The following is a 17,159-nucleotide window of genomic DNA, read 5'->3' on the forward strand; positions in this document are numbered from 1 at the left end:
CGTTTACTGGTTAGACGAAAAATTAAAATACAGGGTCATCTGCTGACTTCTGGTTCGCCAGTCATCAAAAGGTCCGTAATCAAAGAATTTATTCTTTTGTCCTGAAGGCCCGAGGTTTGACGGGGCATTTGTTTTGGTACCTATCGGTGGAATAGCCTGCATAAATGAGATATCACCTCCGGGGAATACCGGTGTCACCCGCTCAACAACCGGATCCGGATTAGCCGGTGTATATAACCTCAGGTAAACATCATCGGTAGAAGTTGCCACAGTAAACGACTGCTCTTTCGATTGAATTTCTGCCCAGTACATATTTGCGTGATAGCCTTTAAATTCGGGATACACAATGGGCTCAACCGATGTAATGGTATTATTATAATCCTTTTGCCAGACACCAAATTCCACACCCTGTGTCCGGTTTTTCCAAACACGGTATGGCCCGTTCCCAAGCCACTTAACACCTTGTATCAAATCTTCAGGATATGAAAAATTCACGCCCATCATATCGAAATGGACATCGTATTTTTCAGGCATATAATAAATATGCACCTTTGCCCAGCCATTCGGGTAAAAGGTCCAGGTAAACTGCTTTATGCGCGATTGTTTTTCGTCAAAATTTACCTGTAAAAGGATACTATCCCGGAACGTTTCAACGGTAATATGCTTGAATACAGCTATTCCGGCGCTCAGTTCCGGCCCCTGTTTAAAAGGAATTTCACCCTTCCCGTTTTCCACTTTTTTAAGGAGACCATCCGCTTTACCAATAGTAAACTCAATCTCAGCAGCATTAATCACATAGGCATTACCGGTTTCTGTAAGTTTCAGATGATCCGATACAGGCGTTTTATTTATAAGTTTTTCAGCAACATCTGCAGCAATAACCAAGGGGTAATTCCATGTATACAATGTTTTGCCTCGTGAGTCAGTTGCCGTAATCCCGAGCACATCAAATTCCTTCCAGTTTTCCGGAACAGGGATTTCAAGGATGCCCTTCTCATTTGGCTCAAGATCAGGAGATGGAATGCTTCCCGAACGTTCTATGTGGGTATCCTTTCCTTTGGGGTCTGGCAAAGTCTCCAGTTTCCAGTTAAAGGTACATTTATTCAGGTTGGTGTAAAGATACCGGTTTTCAATGCCTATCTTTTTATTCCATAACGGTGTAATTTCCAACGGTTCCAACAGAACCGGCGACCAAATCTCCTTAATGGCATAATAACTGGCCTCTTTCTCAAGTTTAGGTCCCAGAATACCATCAGCACCGTGCTCTACATCCGTATCATACACCTCACCTTCCTTATCGGTCCGCAAAATACCCTGGTCGAAAAGATCCCAGAGAAACCCTCCTGCGGCTTTTGGCTTTTTCCATATATATTCCCAAAAATCGTACAACCCGGCACCGTGTCCGCCATCATACAGGCCATGCAGAAATTCGGTTGGAAAGGTGATCAGTCGTCCGTTCCAGTACGTATCAGCGCCGTAGTCGTATCCGCGGTAGTGTTGCGTGGCTATGCCATTGTGTTCCATCCAGGGATAAATCACCAGTCTGTTTTGTATATCATATCTGGCAAACAAAGCATCAAAAGAAGGATTATGGCCGCCCTCGTTGCCATTATCCCACATCACAATGGAAGGATGATTCACATCATGCACGACCATTTCCTTCAGCAGTTCGCCGCCAACTTCATTATCGTAGGCCGCGTGCCATCCTGCAATTTCATCCAGCACAAAAAGCCCCAGGGAATCACACACATCAAGAAAATGACCATCCGGTGGATAGTGCGACATCCGGACTGCGTTCATGTTCATGGATTTCATCAGCTCCACATCTTCAATACTAATAGCTTTACCGGATGCTCTTCCGTATTGTGAGCGAAACGTATGCCGGTTTACACCCTTAAATTTCACTTTAACCCCGTTCACATAAATCCCGTCTCTTGGCCGGATGTCTATAGTCCGGAAACCGAACCGGGTCATTATCTCATGAATGGTTTTTCCATTGGATTTCAGTTCAATTTTCAGGTTATACAAATTTGGATCTTCCGGATTCCAGCGTTTAATGTCTTTTAAAAGCGTATGCAGTTGAACCTTATTAATCCCTTTGGTTAGTTCTGAAGAAAAAGGCTCTCCCACCGCTTTGCCATCGAGCGTATAAACACTGGCTGAAATTTTATCAGCCTTTGTTGCATTATTCAGAAAAACATCTGCTTTAAGTGCTCCATCCGCTTTGGCATCTATTGCAACGCGTTCAATGTTTTGCAATGGCTTGGCTTCGAGGTATACCGGTCGAAAAATACCGCCGAAAATCCAGTAGTCTCCTTTGCGTTCAGCTTTATTTACGGATTCATTGGCAGATTGTTTTGACACTTTTACTTCAAGCAGATTAGCCTGTCCGTATTTCAACAATTTACCAATATTATAGCGGAACGCATAAAATGCGCCCTGATGCACCGGTCCGGCTGATCTGCCGTTAATCTTAACTTCTGTATCCGTCATGGAACCTTCAAAAACAATCTCTACGTGCTTTTTCTTCCAGTCTGCCGGTACAGTGAATGTGTATTTATACAGTCCCTTTTCCGAACTTTGAACTTTATCTCTGCCATAATTATAGTTCCCAAAACCCTCCTGTTCCCAGTTAGATGGCACCGGAATGGTTGTCCATTCCCCTGAATTCTGCCCTTCTGTGCAAAAAAACTGCCAGTCCACCGTATTATCAACACCTGTTCCGGACAGGTACTTCTGCTCTGTTTCCTGCGCTACTGAGTTTATCAGAATGCATAACAGGAAAATGTGAGTCAACAGTATTGGCTTTTTTACACGCATCATTTTATAATATTTTACAGCTTTTATAAATCTCCCCACTCACCCTTCTTTTCCCTGAAGGGATCTGCCCACGCAACTTCCTCTTTCCGCGTGTCGCCGAAGCTATAGCGGAGGAGCAAGAGGACTTCGGGTAAAATAACGATATTTATTTTTCACTCTTTTCATGAGAACCTAAAACCCGATTAGCCACTTTCTCAAGAGTTTCGAAGCTTTTCAGTGCGTCATGCGGTAGTTTTTCTACCTTATTATCAAAAACATACAACTCCTTCTCATCTTCCACTACAATACGGGATTCATCAAAACTACCGTCTGCGTTCTTCACTTTAGATGTATCAAGATTCAGATGCTTTGCCATAAAACTGTACATGGCCAGACGTTTTGAAATGCCATAATCATGACCTTCATCCGGTAGGTGCACGTTCTTCACATTATCCGTTTTTCCATAAAATCCGTAAATCCTCTGAACGAAAGGATATTCATACTCAGGTACATGGTTCGACCAGTCACCTCCATCGCTTATGATCAGCATGGGCTTCGGTGCAAACATGGCAGCCATCTCCACATTATTGGTTCCGCCTCCGCACAGATGAACCGGTTGTCCGCTTTCACAGGGACAGCCACCGTAGAAATAACAGGAGAGCATCACTACAGGAACACTCACCGTAAACCGGTCATCAATGGCGCCCATCAGCATGGTGTGGCTGCCTCCTCCGGATCCACCGGTAATACCTACCCTCGTTGGATCAGCTTCTTTCATGGACAATAAATAATCCAAAATTCTCAGGCTGTTGAGCACCTGCATGGTTTGCGCCAGACTGCGCCGATGGCTTTCATCGCCATATTGCAACGCACTTTCTCCCCAGGCAAACAGATCGTAAGTCGCTACAATTGCGCCCATCTGTGCCAGCATCGCGGCCCTGGTTTGCATATCTTTATTATATCGACCTTTTGAAAAATGTCCGTTGGGACTTAATATCACCGGAACTTTTCCCGATATTTTCACAGGTTTATATAGGGATCCCATGACATAAGCGCCCGGCAAAACTTCCAATGCAAAATTCTCCACGCGGTAGTTCTTATATTTTCGCTTGTTGACGATTACCGGCTTTGAATCCGGCCAATCTGGTTTGTGCGATATTCTTAAGGCTTCAAGGAAACACTGCCGCAATTCTGCTTTTCGGGTTTCCCATTCATCCTTGTTGTCATACAATTTTTTCAGGTAGTCCAGCTTTTCAACCCCATCCTCCAGGCTGGTCCTGTAATATTTATAATCGGTGATCCGGTATAAGCTATCGTTTTGTTTCTCAAAGGTCAGATCAAACGGAGAAAGCACCCGTATTAAAGTTTCTTCAAGAGAAGGACGAAACCGCCATTCTGCATAGGTGAGTGTTTTACCTTTTACCTTACTTCCTGCATAACTCAGTTCAACATGGTATTGTTTGGAAATCTCCTGTAAAACACGGTCAAGGGATTCTGCATATCTGGAATCAGAATTCTGAGCCGTTGCCGTAAGCAATACAACTAAAAATGCAAGTATAGATGCTAAATTTTTCATACTTCGTTTATTTCTCAGGCCATTTTTCATCCACAATTTTTGACAGTTTCAGTTTATCCGGATCCACTACCACATGTTTCATCTTTTCCCGTCGCCATGTATAAATGATGTGTACGAGTCCGTCTGAAGTCTGGATCACCGCCGGATACGAATACTGACTTATCTCGGAATCTTCAAGCACCAGTGCGGCATACCAGGTTTTTCCATCTTTGGACACGGCCACATTCAAGGGCGTACGATGCCCTTTTGAAGCATTGATTGGCGTTGCAACATGATTGTATACTACCAGTTGTCGTCCATCAGCCAGTGTTACTGCATCGGTACCCGAATTATTATTTGGCAAGCCTGAAGGCTGCGTCAATGACCATGTTTTCCCGTTATCATCTGACCACGACGTGACAAGTACCGCATTTTTGCTGCGACAAAGAATCTGCAACCGGCCATCCGGGTATGTCAGAACGCTTGGCTGAATAATACTGTGCACCTTATAATTATTAATGGCATCGGTCTTATCCCAGGTTTTTCCCCAATCCTTTGTAAATTCGAAATGAACATTCCATCCATTTCCTTCTGTACTGGAGGGACATATCAGGGTTCCGTCTTCCAGCAATACCGGCTTGTTTTTTACCGGACCGATATAACCATCCGGTAATTTCTGAGCCTCACTCCACGTTTCACCGTTATCGGAAGAACGCTTCATTACACCCCACCACTCCGATGGCTTAGGACCCACTTTGTAAAACAACAGCAAATCACCGCCAGGCACCTGATACAATACCGGATTCCAGGTTGGATAGCGCAAGGTATCGTTGATGACACCATTAGCCACCTCCACGGATTTGCTCCATTTTCCATTCTTAAATTTGCTGAACCGAATGGTAACATCAGGATGCCGTTCGTATGTACCACCAAACCAGGCTGCAACCAGACCATCCGGTGTTTCGGCCAACGTACCGGCATGACAGGACGGATACACATCCTTCTCGTATAAAAACTGGGCATCCACGATGCCTTTCTTCCATCTTCCTTCCATGGCCTGTAAACTAATCGTCACAATTGATAATAATGTAACGGTCAGTATTTCGCTATTCATCTTCAACATTTTTTAAGCTTTTCCATTTTATACCTCCCCCATTTATTCCCCCTCCTGGATCAGGAGGGGGCCGGGGCGATTCTATAATTTTATTTCTATAAAGATTTCAACAAAAGATTATTACTAATATAAACACTCCGTACTGACACTTCTGACTGCACGCCTTCTTCACGTTTTTAAAACCTCCGTCCCGATAAATATCGTGACCAGCTTCTTACAAAGTAGGACGTATCATATGTCTTGATTCTTGTGTCTTGTATCTAATGTCTTGTCTGATATCTTACTGCTGCTTCTTTTTCTCTTCCCTTATTCTCTTCACGAAAGCCTTATACAATGCACGCCAGTCGCGACCATTGCTGATCAGATACTGCTCACACTTCGTTTTATAAATCTCGAACACGGCAGAGATCTCTTTCATGTTTTTATAATCCACTGCCATTTCGCGGGCTTCTTTAAGATAGCTCAGCAATCTGGCTGCTTCTTCATCGGTGAGATCCGGTACAATAGCACGATAACCCTTCATGGTAAAAGCAACTTTACCGACGGTATACTTATCCAGAATAGCCTCAACCTGTTCCTCAGTCAGATCTTTACGCAAACCATTCATCAGATCTTCATGATATGACGAAGGCTGCGCTGAATCGGCTATCATTTGCCTGTCCTGATCAGTCAGTTTATCACCGGTTCGGGGATTGACACCGGCCGGAACTGTAGTGAACGGATGTTCATTATGCCAGGTCCGGATTGCTGTCAGATGTTCAGCCACAACTTTTATAACCCGGTCTTCTTTGGCTTTATCATTCAGTTCAAGTGACTGAACCCACTCTGTTGCCTTTTTTTCCTGGTCTGTCATTTCCTTCTCTGTCTGGCCTTTTGTGCTAAGCCCCAGAATTAAAAATAATCCCATAAAAAAAATCACTCTTAAACGTGTACTTTTCATTTCGTTTGTATTTTAGAATTACTTATTCATATCACATATTAAGCGTCCCAGATCAGTTCTTCTGCCAATTTCCTTTCCATCAATCAGCACAATTAATCCTTTTCCAAGCTTATATTTGTCACCTGTTTTATCCCAGATAATGGTGAGATTTTTGCCGTGATAATTGACCCTGTCCAGGCAGAACCAGTCCCATTTATCCTTCGGGATCAGCGGGTTCAACTCCACTTTATCGTCTGCCCTGGGGCGGAGTCCAGCCAATCCGGTAATAAGCAGATCATTGAACGTGGAATGGTTGTAATACCTGCTTCGCTCCTGATCTCCTTTCAGCCAGTAACCGGTTATTTCATCCAGATATTCGCCGATGTACGGCCGGCCGCGATAATACTGAGATTCCACGTAGGTTTCAAGCAGGTCAAAATATACCGAGTCATTCACCTCGCTCTGGTCATAATTATTCAACAGGTTCGCCATGCCAGTTAAGGTCTGTGAAGTGGCAAACGGCCATACAGCACCATCCCACTCACATTTGCAACAACCGTGGGTACGGAAATCAGGATGCCGCTGTTCTGCTGTTGTAATACCAAAGGGAGCCAGAAATCCTCCCGGATCAGTTATCTGAGTCCATGCTTTCTCATAACCTTTTTCCGGCAAATTAAAGTACCATGGAATAAAACCAATCTCTTCCCTGACATTTGCAAATCCCCCCTCCTCCTTCACGGTCTCAAAGAAATCGGCTTCAGGGTTCCATAGATTCTCCTCCACCAGCTGTCTTAAGGTATCTGCTTTAGCAGCATACAAGGTTTCCCATGCTTTATTTCCGGCTAGTTCTGCCATTTTTGAAATGGCAACCGCATTACCGTACATGTAACTGTTAATGGTTGGACGGTCATTTTTTACGCGCCGTCCACCCGAGATCTGTTCCTCCATTCCATCTTTCACATCTTCCTGCCAGAACATGCCGGACGGTTTACGGCGTTCTGCTTCCCACCGGCGATAATCCGCTTCCAGGTCGGGCAGCATATTTACAATAAACGCACTGTCTTTTGTCAGAAGGTAATAGTTATAAACTGCATCGGGTGTCCAGCTGCTGAATTTATGCAGTTTACTCATGGGTTTTCCATCATTGCCACGATACCAGACCTCCAGATTTTGCTTAAGATATTCTGAATTATGCAACCAGCGTGATTCATAGGTATGATGGCCTATGGCACAGGCAATCAGGTTGTATTTATCTGCATAGGATCGCTGCACCAGAAATTCAGTAATGGCATAACCTACCGGCGTTTGTTCAATATGTTTTCTAAGGGTCCACCATCGGTAATAAAACATCTCTTCGAAGTTATCCTGCGGACATTCAAACAAGGGAATATTGGCCTTCATCCATTCCCACGATTCGGAATTCGGGATCAACTGTACAATGTTTTCATCTTCCATGCGGTTGAAATAGTCCACGTAATGTTTAAAATCATCCGCATTTAGCACATAGCCCTGATGATCAACAGGCAGTGTTTTTGTTTTAAGGGAATAAATCCTGTAAACGGCTTCTTTATCCGGTTTCCCGTCCTGCTTTACATCAAAATCCTGGTCAGTTGGCGTATCCACATTGGGAAAACGTCTTATTTCACCTGTTCTGAACACAATACTTTGCACCTCGTGAACAGGTTCAAAACAAAGGCCTTTTGCTTTGTGCTTCCCATTGACATAAATATCGTAAAAGCGATTATCCACAGTAGCCTCAATACGAATGTCATAAATTTTTACAGGTTCATATGGCATGATATTTCGTAAGCGATAACCGGCTTTATGTTTTAAATAACCGTCACTGTCAAAAATCAATCGGAGTGTTCCGGTGTTTTTATTATCCTGCAATTCTACCTGCAGAACACCATGATTATTCTGTTCCGGTTTGATCGCAAATTCCACGCTCACATTTTTCTGTTGAGGGAACAAGCGGGTGGCTTTGGCATAGTCAAACGGATCTTTGTCATGCAGTGTCAGACACTGCTTCCCTTCTACGTCGTTTTCAACTTTAACGCGTGCCCAAACCGGACTGTAAATATTCCACTTTTCAAAAGCTGATCCGGATCCTGTTGCTGTAAACTCATCATCAGCCTGCTCTGTTGCTTCTGACCTTATCGGAACAGGTATTTCAGACACCCAGATATCTTCCTTATTCATGCTGTACGTAACCCACAGATTTCCATCCGGAGGCGTTCCGTTTGTTTCCTGAATTCCGCGCACATACTGTGGCCCGTACGATTTATAATTACCACCATAACGCATGGTGGATATCTCTCCGTTGACCAGCAACAGGTTCGTATATTTCAGTCCGTCATCACTTACAGAAACGGCCAGTGGCCAGCGAAAATCTGACGGATTATAGACCGTAGCATACCGCCCATCAGAGGTAAGCTGTCCCCAGATTTTGGCATTGCTGTTTACAAATCCGGGGGCTCTCACAGGTTGTGTCCATGTATGCCCCTGATCATCACTAATGGCTGTAAGGGCGTGTTTCCACAAGCCGACAACCTTTCCATCCGGCAGGTGATAATAACAAAATGCCTTGTAATCTTTTTGTATCGGGATCAAGGGATCATTACGGTCTGCTTCTTCATTCCACTGCTGCTGGACCAGCGGGTTCGACAACATTTCCTCACAGGCCTTCCTCAGCCCCTTGTCTTTACTCTTTGTATAAAACGGATAATTTGTATTCTTTTTATTCCATCCATGGTTATAACGGATAAAATAGATTGGTCCCCAAGTACCGTCTTTATAAATTTCCCTGACGACACGACCAATTCCATTCCCATCATTCGGACTATCCTTTGCATTCATGGAAATGGCAATATATGCCAGCACAAACAACCTGTTGTCGGTTGATACATAAAATCCCATGCGCTGGTGATTGACCGACATCAGATCCTTAGCCACATCTGTTCCGTTATCTTTTTTGGTTCCATCCGGTATCGGATATGGCGGAAAAACCACATCCGGTTCAGACCAGGTATACCCATCCTGTGAGCTTACTAAAAACGTTTGTCCCGGTGCAATATGTTCACCAACCGGATCGCTCAGGTATTCAAGAAAAAATGTATTGTTCCAGTAAGCCAGCATTGGTGCATGGTTGTATGTCCAGCCGTATCCATCAGCTATGTCCGGAAATTCACGGTTTGCCCGCATTACCTGTATGTTGTGCACACCCATGGCAGGCGGCAATTGTCCGTGATGATAATCCGGATTGTTGAGCGTTTCTCCCGTATAATGTGGTATGTCTATGTCCTGTGCATTTACCACAAAAACAATAAGTGATAAACAAACAGTAATTATGAATCTGATTTGATTTCTAAACAACATCTGCTCCAATTTTTATTCCACTTACTCCTTCATTTCTTCCAGCACCAAAACCCAGTCGTTTCCGTTTTCCTTTTCTCCCGGAGGATCAAATTCATGGGTTCCACTATTTTCCACCTTCCTGATTTCAGTAATCTCTCCTGATTTCGGATCAAACCATAACGCTTTTACACCTGATTTGAATTTCGTCATGTTTACGGGAATATTTCTCCCGGTGTATGTATAGATATATGCATATCCTGTGCCTCGTGTCGCCTGAAGATGATCGTACTTTTCACCGTTCTCACCGGCGATCAAACTTTGATCCGGAACGCGATCCAGATATGGACGTGACAACATCAGGTCTTTCAGATATCCCATCTGTTTGGCACCGGGAGCTTCCAGAGCCTGTGTCCAGTATTCACGTGCACCATAGGCCGGTTCTTCATCCGAGGGTTTGTAAAACTGCATTATGGCACTGTGTCCGTACGTAAACCCACAGGCACCTGCAAAAACTGACCAGTAGGCATAGCGGCGAACATCCTCAGCCTTCCAGTAAGGCTGAGTCGTATCATGCAAGCCCTGAGGAATGCCTTCATACGACGGTTCACCGTCGATGGTTGGTTTGGCTGGTTTCAAATTAAAATCTGCCTGAATATAACGCCAGTTATCCTCTCCATAATTCCGTTCCGTATCATCCTGATCATACCTTCTGTGTCCTGACTGGACCATATTAAAATCCAACCATGACTCATTCTCAAACCAATCGGATGACTGCATCCGTCCCCGTGGATGAAAGGTGATTAAATGGTTGGGATCATTATTTTTTAAAGCATTTCCAATGGCATTCCAGGTGGCAGTGGAATCACTTCCAAAGGTATCACCGCCGTTGAGCCAGATAATGTTAGACCGATCCCTGTAACGTTTGGCCAGCCATTCACCATATAATTTTCCCTGCTCACGGGATACATAACCTCCACGTACGTTTCCACCCCAAACCGGCACCAATGCCATATATAATCCCTTTTCAGCAGCTTTGTCTATCACATAATCTATGTTGTCCCAGTAATCGTACTGTTCAGGATCAGAAAAGGAACTGCCTTCCGTAACAAGCGGTCTGGAAGCATCATCATTAATCAGTGCTGAGTCGCCGTATACATTCACGGCGCCCAAAGAATGCAGAACCATGACCTGGATCACATTGAATCCTTTTTCCCGTCGGTCTTCAAGATATTTTTCAGCCTCCTCCCGGTTCAGTTTGGTAAACAACAACCAGCCCGTGTCACCCAGCCAGAAAAACGGATCACCACCAGATTTTACCATGTAGTGCCCGTTTTCAGAAACTTTTAATAATGGCAACTCCTCCGAGGTTTTCTTATGCGGAGCACAACTGAAACATAAAACACCGGCTAAAAGCATTAATAAATTAAATCGTATCATTCGTATTATTTTTTTCTGATCCAAACTATATTGGTTCCGTTATGAGGAAGGTCAATTGTTGTGACCTCTCCGGCTTTAATGATCAATGATTCAGCTAAAACCGATCCATCAGATGGCCTGATAAACTGAACCTGGAACTTTCCTTTTTTATTTGATAAATCGACAGATAGTCTTCGCTTATCATTACAATATACGATCATGCCGTCATCGCCTTCCAGAATACAGGTTCTGTCCGGTGTTGATCCGGGATCTTCAGGATGCATCCTGGCTGCATCAGCCAAAAACTGATCAGGAACACCTTCCGGCAAAACAGTCAGTGAACCTCCTGCCATCAATACTGCCCAGCCGTATACATTGTATCTTCCCTCCGAAAAAATAACAGCCTTATCCGGATATTTTGAAGTATATGTATAAACCGAGTGATACACTGAATTGAAAGAACGTTTTCCAACATTTATCTTCCTTGCATGCTGACGTGGTGCCAGTTGCTGATCTCCCAGCGGGGCATATAATGAACCGTCTTCACGGTATGCCCAGTACCGGATATCGATCACATCAACCAGTTTTGCCAGATCCTGATTCTCTAAGACTGAATCCTGCACATCCTTTGTCGCGGAGAGCCCGATCAACTGATCTTTACCTGTTTCATTTTCCCAATCATGTATGGTTTCAAGCCAGAACGCTGTAAAGTGATACGGACCGGTATACTCGGCGCTGGTTAACTGTAACACATTGGAGTTACCGTCAAAATTATTCATGCACTGCTTAATAAATGCCTGATGCAACGGACGTCTTACCGGATCTGTTTCATCGTAAAACTGCTCGGCCATATAAATTCTTTTGTCGCCGGCAAAGGGCACCGGTTCAGGAAAACCGGTATCGTTGATATTATTCACCGGCCTCCATGGACAATCCACCCAATGAGCGCCAGCCTCCAGAATATTGTGCTGAAAATAATTATGATGCACCAAAAGCTTACCATTTTGATCTGCCAGATCAGCAAACTGCTTCAACCGGTTCCAGTAGAAATAGTCATATTTAGTCAGATCATATTTACTGAGTCCATCCCAGGCCGTACCCTTTCCGCTGCGGGCAAAAGGTTGTTCATAAAAGGGGGCCCATACCTGACCATCCATGCGCCTTACGCGTTCATGATCATCGCGGCGACGATCGTACCATAAGCCATAATTCTGTTCCAGTCCAACCATGTTATATTTATTCATCCAATCGACCACCTCGTTCAGATTATCGGTATAACCGTATCCGTTTCTTCCGGGCACATACCGTGTTACAGCCGGTGTGGCTTTTGCAGTGGCGTAAGGTCTAGCCACCCCACGCCACCAGGGCACTGTAAACCGCATTCCGGTCACCAGTTTGCCATCAACAACCAGTTTCCCGTTTTGAACCGACATAAGATGCTTTTCTTCTGCCAAAGCGCCGGAAGCCTCTTTTATTTTCTCAACTGTTTTAATGCCGGAATTATCTACCAAAACCGGATCACGCGAAGGGGCTTCCCTTATCCAGTCCTCGAGCCGTAAGGCTGGCTGAAAAGATTGTTCCGAATATGTCTTGGCTTCATCAGCAGTCGGACTGCTGGTTGAATTACTACTGTAGGGCATCACCTCTTTTTCATATGCAGCCGCATCCTTTTTGAGCCGTTCTGCCAGTTGAGCATAAAACAGACTGCGTGGTTTAACATGGTTGTTCTGATCGACCCAAATCCCATTGCCTGAGAACTGACTCCAGGCACCGTATGCCCAGTTCATGGCTGTAGGTGGCGCATAATTATTGATTCTGGCTGCAGAGCACTGCCACAGCATGGAATTGGCCGCGGTCCAACCTGATCCCTGATTATCAAGTCCCTGGTTACTGAATGAGATCATATTCCCATCCACATTCACAATATCAAATAATACACCGGAAGCCCAGCTGTCGATGGTTCCGCTGAATTCATATGGCAGATGCGCCTCGCACTGTACAAAGGCATTTGGTCCAGCCGCACAAAATCCCACCGCAAAATCATGGTATCCATATTCTGAATACAAGCGCTGAAACAGGGTTTGTTGGCCCATGGTAAAAAAGGTATATCTGCGTTGACCACCTATTTCTGAAACCGGTTCCTTCGATACACAATCCTGAACTGTTACCCGTCGGGCAGTTTCATATACGGCGACCGCCGAACCGGCAAAATGGGTAAACTTAACCTGTCTTACCCATACATCCTGAGAATTTTCTATGGTAATTGCGGACCAGCAGTGGTCTTCATCTTTTGGATTGGAAGCATCAAAATCTGATTTCAGATTCATATGCTCAATCCCAATATTTTTTATTCGTCCAGGCCAGTTATATTTGGTGACTGTACTTATCCCCCAGTGCTGGTCCAGGGCTGTTGTTAAAGGTGCATCTACTAAAATTGTATTCCCATTGATTGCTGTTATTGTTCTGTCCCATATAATATCTCTGGTCCCTTCTTTCCATCCAATCCAACCGGTTTCTTCTCCTCCAAACTCTCTCATATTTAGTTCCTGGATCCAGGTTTTGGTTGAAGGCCGGCGGATAAAGATCTGGTCTCCGATACTCAATCCCTTTGTAGATTCAAGTTGAAGTTCAAATGCATTTACAGGTACATATTGACTGGTTATATTTACCGGCTTGGAGTATACCACATTGTTCGGTCCTAAAACACGTATAAGATTTTGTCTCTCCTTTCCTCCTGCAATAAGTGTAGTTCCGTTCCGGCCGGTTCCACTGCCCCGAATCACAATGCCTGAAGATTTGATTACCAGCCTTCCATTCACATGAAAGGTCCCTGTATCCAGTAAGACTGCTCCTTTGAATCCATCCTGATCCGGTGGCAATGTGGCAATATAATCAATCGCTTTCTGGATATCTGCTGTAGCATCTGCATTAATGTTCGGCACAAGAACTTTTGCATTAACCAATGGAATTTCTTCTTCTGATGCTTTATACCCGGCATACGAAAAGTCAGGAATCCTGTCACCTTTTTCGTCAGGCTGATATTGCAGTTTTCCGTCTCTTCCAATAATGAGTGGTCGTTTAGCATCCTGCGTAAAACCAGTAACAGAAGACATCAGCAGGATAAACGTCAAAAATATTTTAAAAAATGAACTGTATTCTACCTTCGTTTTTTCAATCATTTTGGGTATTCATTAATGTTGTTTGTGTTGTGACAAAACATGAATCATGCCACACTTCATACAAATTTACTGATTCACATCAGATTATCAGAAATTATTCTTTTTGTATTTTAACCAACCCTTGTAGGTCAGACGATCGTCAATTTCCCTGGCTTTAAAGAAGTAACTCGCAATAAAACCAACAACAAAAAGTATGATATGGCTGTAAACCCCGATCATATATTTATGTTGGTTAAAATTATACTTACCGAAATCAAGCAACAAAACTTCCTTGCTGCTGTTCCCTATTGGAGTCGAGGTCAGCAATGCCCATGCAGTGAATATTACACTGGCGGCAATACCGAAATACAGGCCTTTTTTACCGGGACGCTTGGATACAATGCCCAGAAGAAACATTCCCGCAATACCACCTGAAAAGATGGCATATAGTGTGAATACAATACTCAGAACACCTTTTCCGCCGGCCTTCACATAAAACATAGCCACTGCAATTGCACCTAAACCCGCAAGAACAATAAAAAGCTTACTCAGCATGACCTGCTCGCGTTCTGAACTTTTCGGTCGGAATCTTAAATAGTAATCTTCCAGGGCGATAGCCGAGAGGCAGTTAAGATCGGAGTCGAGACTGGAAACGGCAGCTGCTATTAAGGCTGATATTATGATACCAACCACACCTACCGGAAGTTTGGTCATGATAAAGAAGGGAAACACAGCATCGTTTTTTATGCCTTCCGGTAAAACATCACCCGTGACATGATAGTATGAAAATAAGGCTGTACCAATGAACATAAAAAGGGCCCAAACCGGTACACTTAGCAATACACCAATCAGAGAAGCTTTAATTGCTTCCTTATCTGATTTAGCGGTAAGGTAACGCTGTACTATGGTCTGATCTGTACCATACTTCTGAATTGCATAAAATATTCCGTTTAAGGCCATGACCCAGAATGTGAGGTTAACAAATTCCATATCAAAGGGGCCAAAACCTATTCTACCATTTTCTTTTGCTACGGTCCATATTTCAGCCGGTCCGCCTGGTGTACTGAACAACAGGATTGCCAGTGTAATTATACCGCCCACGATCAACATAAAACCCTGGATCACATCTAACCATATAACCGCTTCAATTCCACCAAGCATGGTCAGAATTATGACAGCTGCACCAATCACCCAAATGACAGTGACCGTATCAAGTCCCATCATCTTACCGATGGCCAGGGCAATAAGATAAAATACGGTTCCCATCTTTGAAAAATGGGTCAACACGAAAGCAAGAGAACTGTATAAGCGGGCTCCAAAGCCAAAGCGTTTTTCAAAATACTCATAAGCGCTCAGCTTTATGACATGCCGAAACAATGGCACAATAAATCCAATGGCAAATATTAAAACAATGGGCACCATTAATCCCTGCACAAGCCTTATCCAATTGGTCGAGAATCCCTCACCCGGATAAGCCAGGAAAGTCACACTGCTGATCAGTGTGGCAAGAATTGATATGCCAATAGCCCAAGAAGGCAGGTTTCCCCCACCCGTGAAATACTTTCCGGTACTTTTCTGTTGTCTTGCAAACCTGAATCCTACGCCCAGTGATACCAACAGGGTGAGAATAATAATGATATAATCAATGAGATGAATGGAGTTCGTTGTTTGCATCAGGCGTGGGTTTTAATTCGAACGGTATCTTTAGGCCATTTATAACTTCCTGGTTTTGTTGTAATTTTCATGTTGGGAAACTTATCCACTTTCATCTGAATAATGCCGGCATCCAATTCACAAAATGGCATCAATCGATTTATTTCCAAACTTTTAAAAACTGCTGATGCAGTAGCACCACCTTCAATAAAAAGATCCTCCAGAGCAACAGATTTGCTGACCCTTGCAACAAATTCACCCATATTTTTACTGAGACGAACAGACAGGCCAGTTTCCTTTTTGTATTTATGCTTTATGGAGACAAAAACATTTTTGTTGGCATTAAGCTGCGCCGTAACTTCACTGACCCAGTTCTGCATAACATTCTTATCGAAATCGGCATTATTAAATATTTCTGCCGGCATATTAATCACGGAAATATTATGGTTCGTGGTCAGTTTATCCATATCGGGAGATTTTGGGAAAGCACTACCAAAAATAAACAATGTTTTTGAACCAAAGGTGTACTCTTTTTTAACCCCATTATGAATCTGTCCGTTTTTCAGGCTGAACAGAATGGCATTAAAAAAGCCGGCACCACCCGCTATCACCATATTTTTACTTAGCCTCATGGTCCAGTGTTTCATATCCTCATCGCTCATTATATCGCCTACAACCAGGCCTGAAGCCGGCATGGGATCATTAACAGAAACAGATTTTACATCGCAAAACTCATTACTGATTAATTCTGTCACCCTGGATGAGTTGATAGCATACTCCGGATCATTTCCGAATGAAGTGCTGGCTAAGGGTGTGCCTTCCACAAAATATACACCATTTTCAATGATGCGCTTAAAATAAGGATTTCCAGCTACGATTACAGCAACATCCTTTTCAGAAGCTTTCATCTGAGCATATAACTCAGCCGCAACATTACCCCTTAAAACTGAATCAAGTTTTTTAAATATAAATTCCGGCTTGAGTTGTAAAAGTTTCCGTGTGATTTTATCGATTTCCTTTGCAGCGTCTGTTTTACTCAGTGCGCGGGTATTGGTAGCAATGATCAGCAGATCGACATCACGCACCTTCTCTACCCTGGTCTCTATCATAACCCGAAGACCATGTCGCAATCCTATTCCGCCAATTTCAGCAGCACCCGTAAAATCATCTGCAATTACAGCTATCATCTAT

General features: G+C 43.7%; 9 protein-coding genes. All 9 read right to left on the reverse strand.

Annotated elements, in window-relative coordinates:
- Nucleotides 1-3: 3 nt before the first annotated feature.
- The 9 genes from ACE1EF_RS15815 to ACE1EF_RS15855 all read right to left on the reverse strand — a co-directional run bounded on the left by ACE1EF_RS15815 (nt 4) and on the right by ACE1EF_RS15855 (nt 17,155).
- On the reverse strand, nt 4-2,823 hold the full coding sequence (locus ACE1EF_RS15815; protein ID WP_375721659.1) for a glycoside hydrolase family 2 TIM barrel-domain containing protein: 2,820 nt from the start codon (nt 2,821-2,823) through the stop codon (nt 4-6).
- 142 nt (nt 2,824-2,965) lie between these two features.
- Nucleotides 2,966-4,375 (reverse strand): alpha/beta hydrolase family protein, encoded by a 1,410-nt coding sequence (locus ACE1EF_RS15820; protein ID WP_375721660.1) that lies wholly within the window; start codon nt 4,373-4,375, stop codon nt 2,966-2,968.
- Nucleotides 4,376-4,382: 7 nt separating this feature from the next.
- Nucleotides 4,383-5,468, reverse strand: a complete 1,086-nt coding sequence (locus tag ACE1EF_RS15825; protein ID WP_375721661.1) for a sialidase family protein — start codon at nt 5,466-5,468, stop codon at nt 4,383-4,385.
- 280 nt (nt 5,469-5,748) lie between these two features.
- Nucleotides 5,749-6,408 carry a DUF3826 domain-containing protein gene (locus ACE1EF_RS15830; RefSeq protein ID WP_375721662.1) on the reverse strand — a complete coding sequence of 220 codons (660 nt, stop codon included), beginning with the start codon at nt 6,406-6,408 and terminating at the stop codon, nt 5,749-5,751.
- An 18-nt stretch (nt 6,409-6,426) separates the two neighbouring features.
- On the reverse strand, nt 6,427-9,762 hold the full coding sequence (locus tag ACE1EF_RS15835) for an MGH1-like glycoside hydrolase domain-containing protein (protein WP_375721663.1): 3,336 nt from the start codon (nt 9,760-9,762) through the stop codon (nt 6,427-6,429).
- A 21-nt stretch (nt 9,763-9,783) separates the two neighbouring features.
- Complete coding sequence (locus ACE1EF_RS15840; RefSeq protein WP_375721664.1) at nt 9,784-11,178, reverse strand: glycoside hydrolase family 140 protein; 1,395 nt, start codon at nt 11,176-11,178, stop codon at nt 9,784-9,786.
- A gap of 5 nt (nt 11,179-11,183) precedes the next feature.
- A complete protein-coding gene (locus tag ACE1EF_RS15845; protein ID WP_375721665.1) occupies nt 11,184-14,336 on the reverse strand; it encodes a DUF6298 domain-containing protein in 3,153 nt (1,050 codons plus the stop codon).
- A gap of 87 nt (nt 14,337-14,423) precedes the next feature.
- Nucleotides 14,424-15,989: a sodium:solute symporter family protein gene (locus ACE1EF_RS15850; protein ID WP_375721666.1), complete on the reverse strand. Its 1,566-nt coding sequence runs from the start codon at nt 15,987-15,989 to the stop codon at nt 14,424-14,426.
- Nucleotides 15,989-17,155, reverse strand: a complete 1,167-nt coding sequence (locus ACE1EF_RS15855; RefSeq protein ID WP_375721667.1) for a four-carbon acid sugar kinase family protein — start codon at nt 17,153-17,155, stop codon at nt 15,989-15,991. The genes ACE1EF_RS15850 and ACE1EF_RS15855 overlap by 1 nt, the downstream gene beginning before the upstream one ends.
- Nucleotides 17,156-17,159 lie beyond the last annotated feature (4 nt).

The sequence above is a fragment of the Quyinboa sediminis genome (assembly GCF_042219855.1).
Classification (GTDB): Bacteria; Bacteroidota; Bacteroidia; order Bacteroidales; family UBA5342; genus JBHJHP01.

Excerpts from the sequence above, each read along its gene's own strand:
- ACE1EF_RS15815 (WP_375721659.1), bottom strand. The coding sequence starts at position 2,823 with ATGATGCGTGTAAAAAAGCCAATACTGTTGACTCACATTTTCCTGTTA.
- ACE1EF_RS15820 (WP_375721660.1), bottom strand. The coding sequence starts at position 4,375 with ATGAAAAATTTAGCATCTATACTTGCATTTTTAGTTGTATTGCTTACG.
- ACE1EF_RS15825 (WP_375721661.1), bottom strand. The coding sequence starts at position 5,468 with ATGAATAGCGAAATACTGACCGTTACATTATTATCAATTGTGACGATT.
- ACE1EF_RS15830 (WP_375721662.1), bottom strand. The coding sequence starts at position 6,408 with ATGAAAAGTACACGTTTAAGAGTGATTTTTTTTATGGGATTATTTTTA.
- ACE1EF_RS15835 (WP_375721663.1), bottom strand. The coding sequence starts at position 9,762 with ATGTTGTTTAGAAATCAAATCAGATTCATAATTACTGTTTGTTTATCA.
- ACE1EF_RS15840 (WP_375721664.1), bottom strand. The coding sequence starts at position 11,178 with ATGATACGATTTAATTTATTAATGCTTTTAGCCGGTGTTTTATGTTTC.
- ACE1EF_RS15845 (WP_375721665.1), bottom strand. The coding sequence starts at position 14,336 with ATGATTGAAAAAACGAAGGTAGAATACAGTTCATTTTTTAAAATATTT.
- ACE1EF_RS15850 (WP_375721666.1), bottom strand. The coding sequence starts at position 15,989 with ATGCAAACAACGAACTCCATTCATCTCATTGATTATATCATTATTATT.
- ACE1EF_RS15855 (WP_375721667.1), bottom strand. The coding sequence starts at position 17,155 with ATGATAGCTGTAATTGCAGATGATTTTACGGGTGCTGCTGAAATTGGC.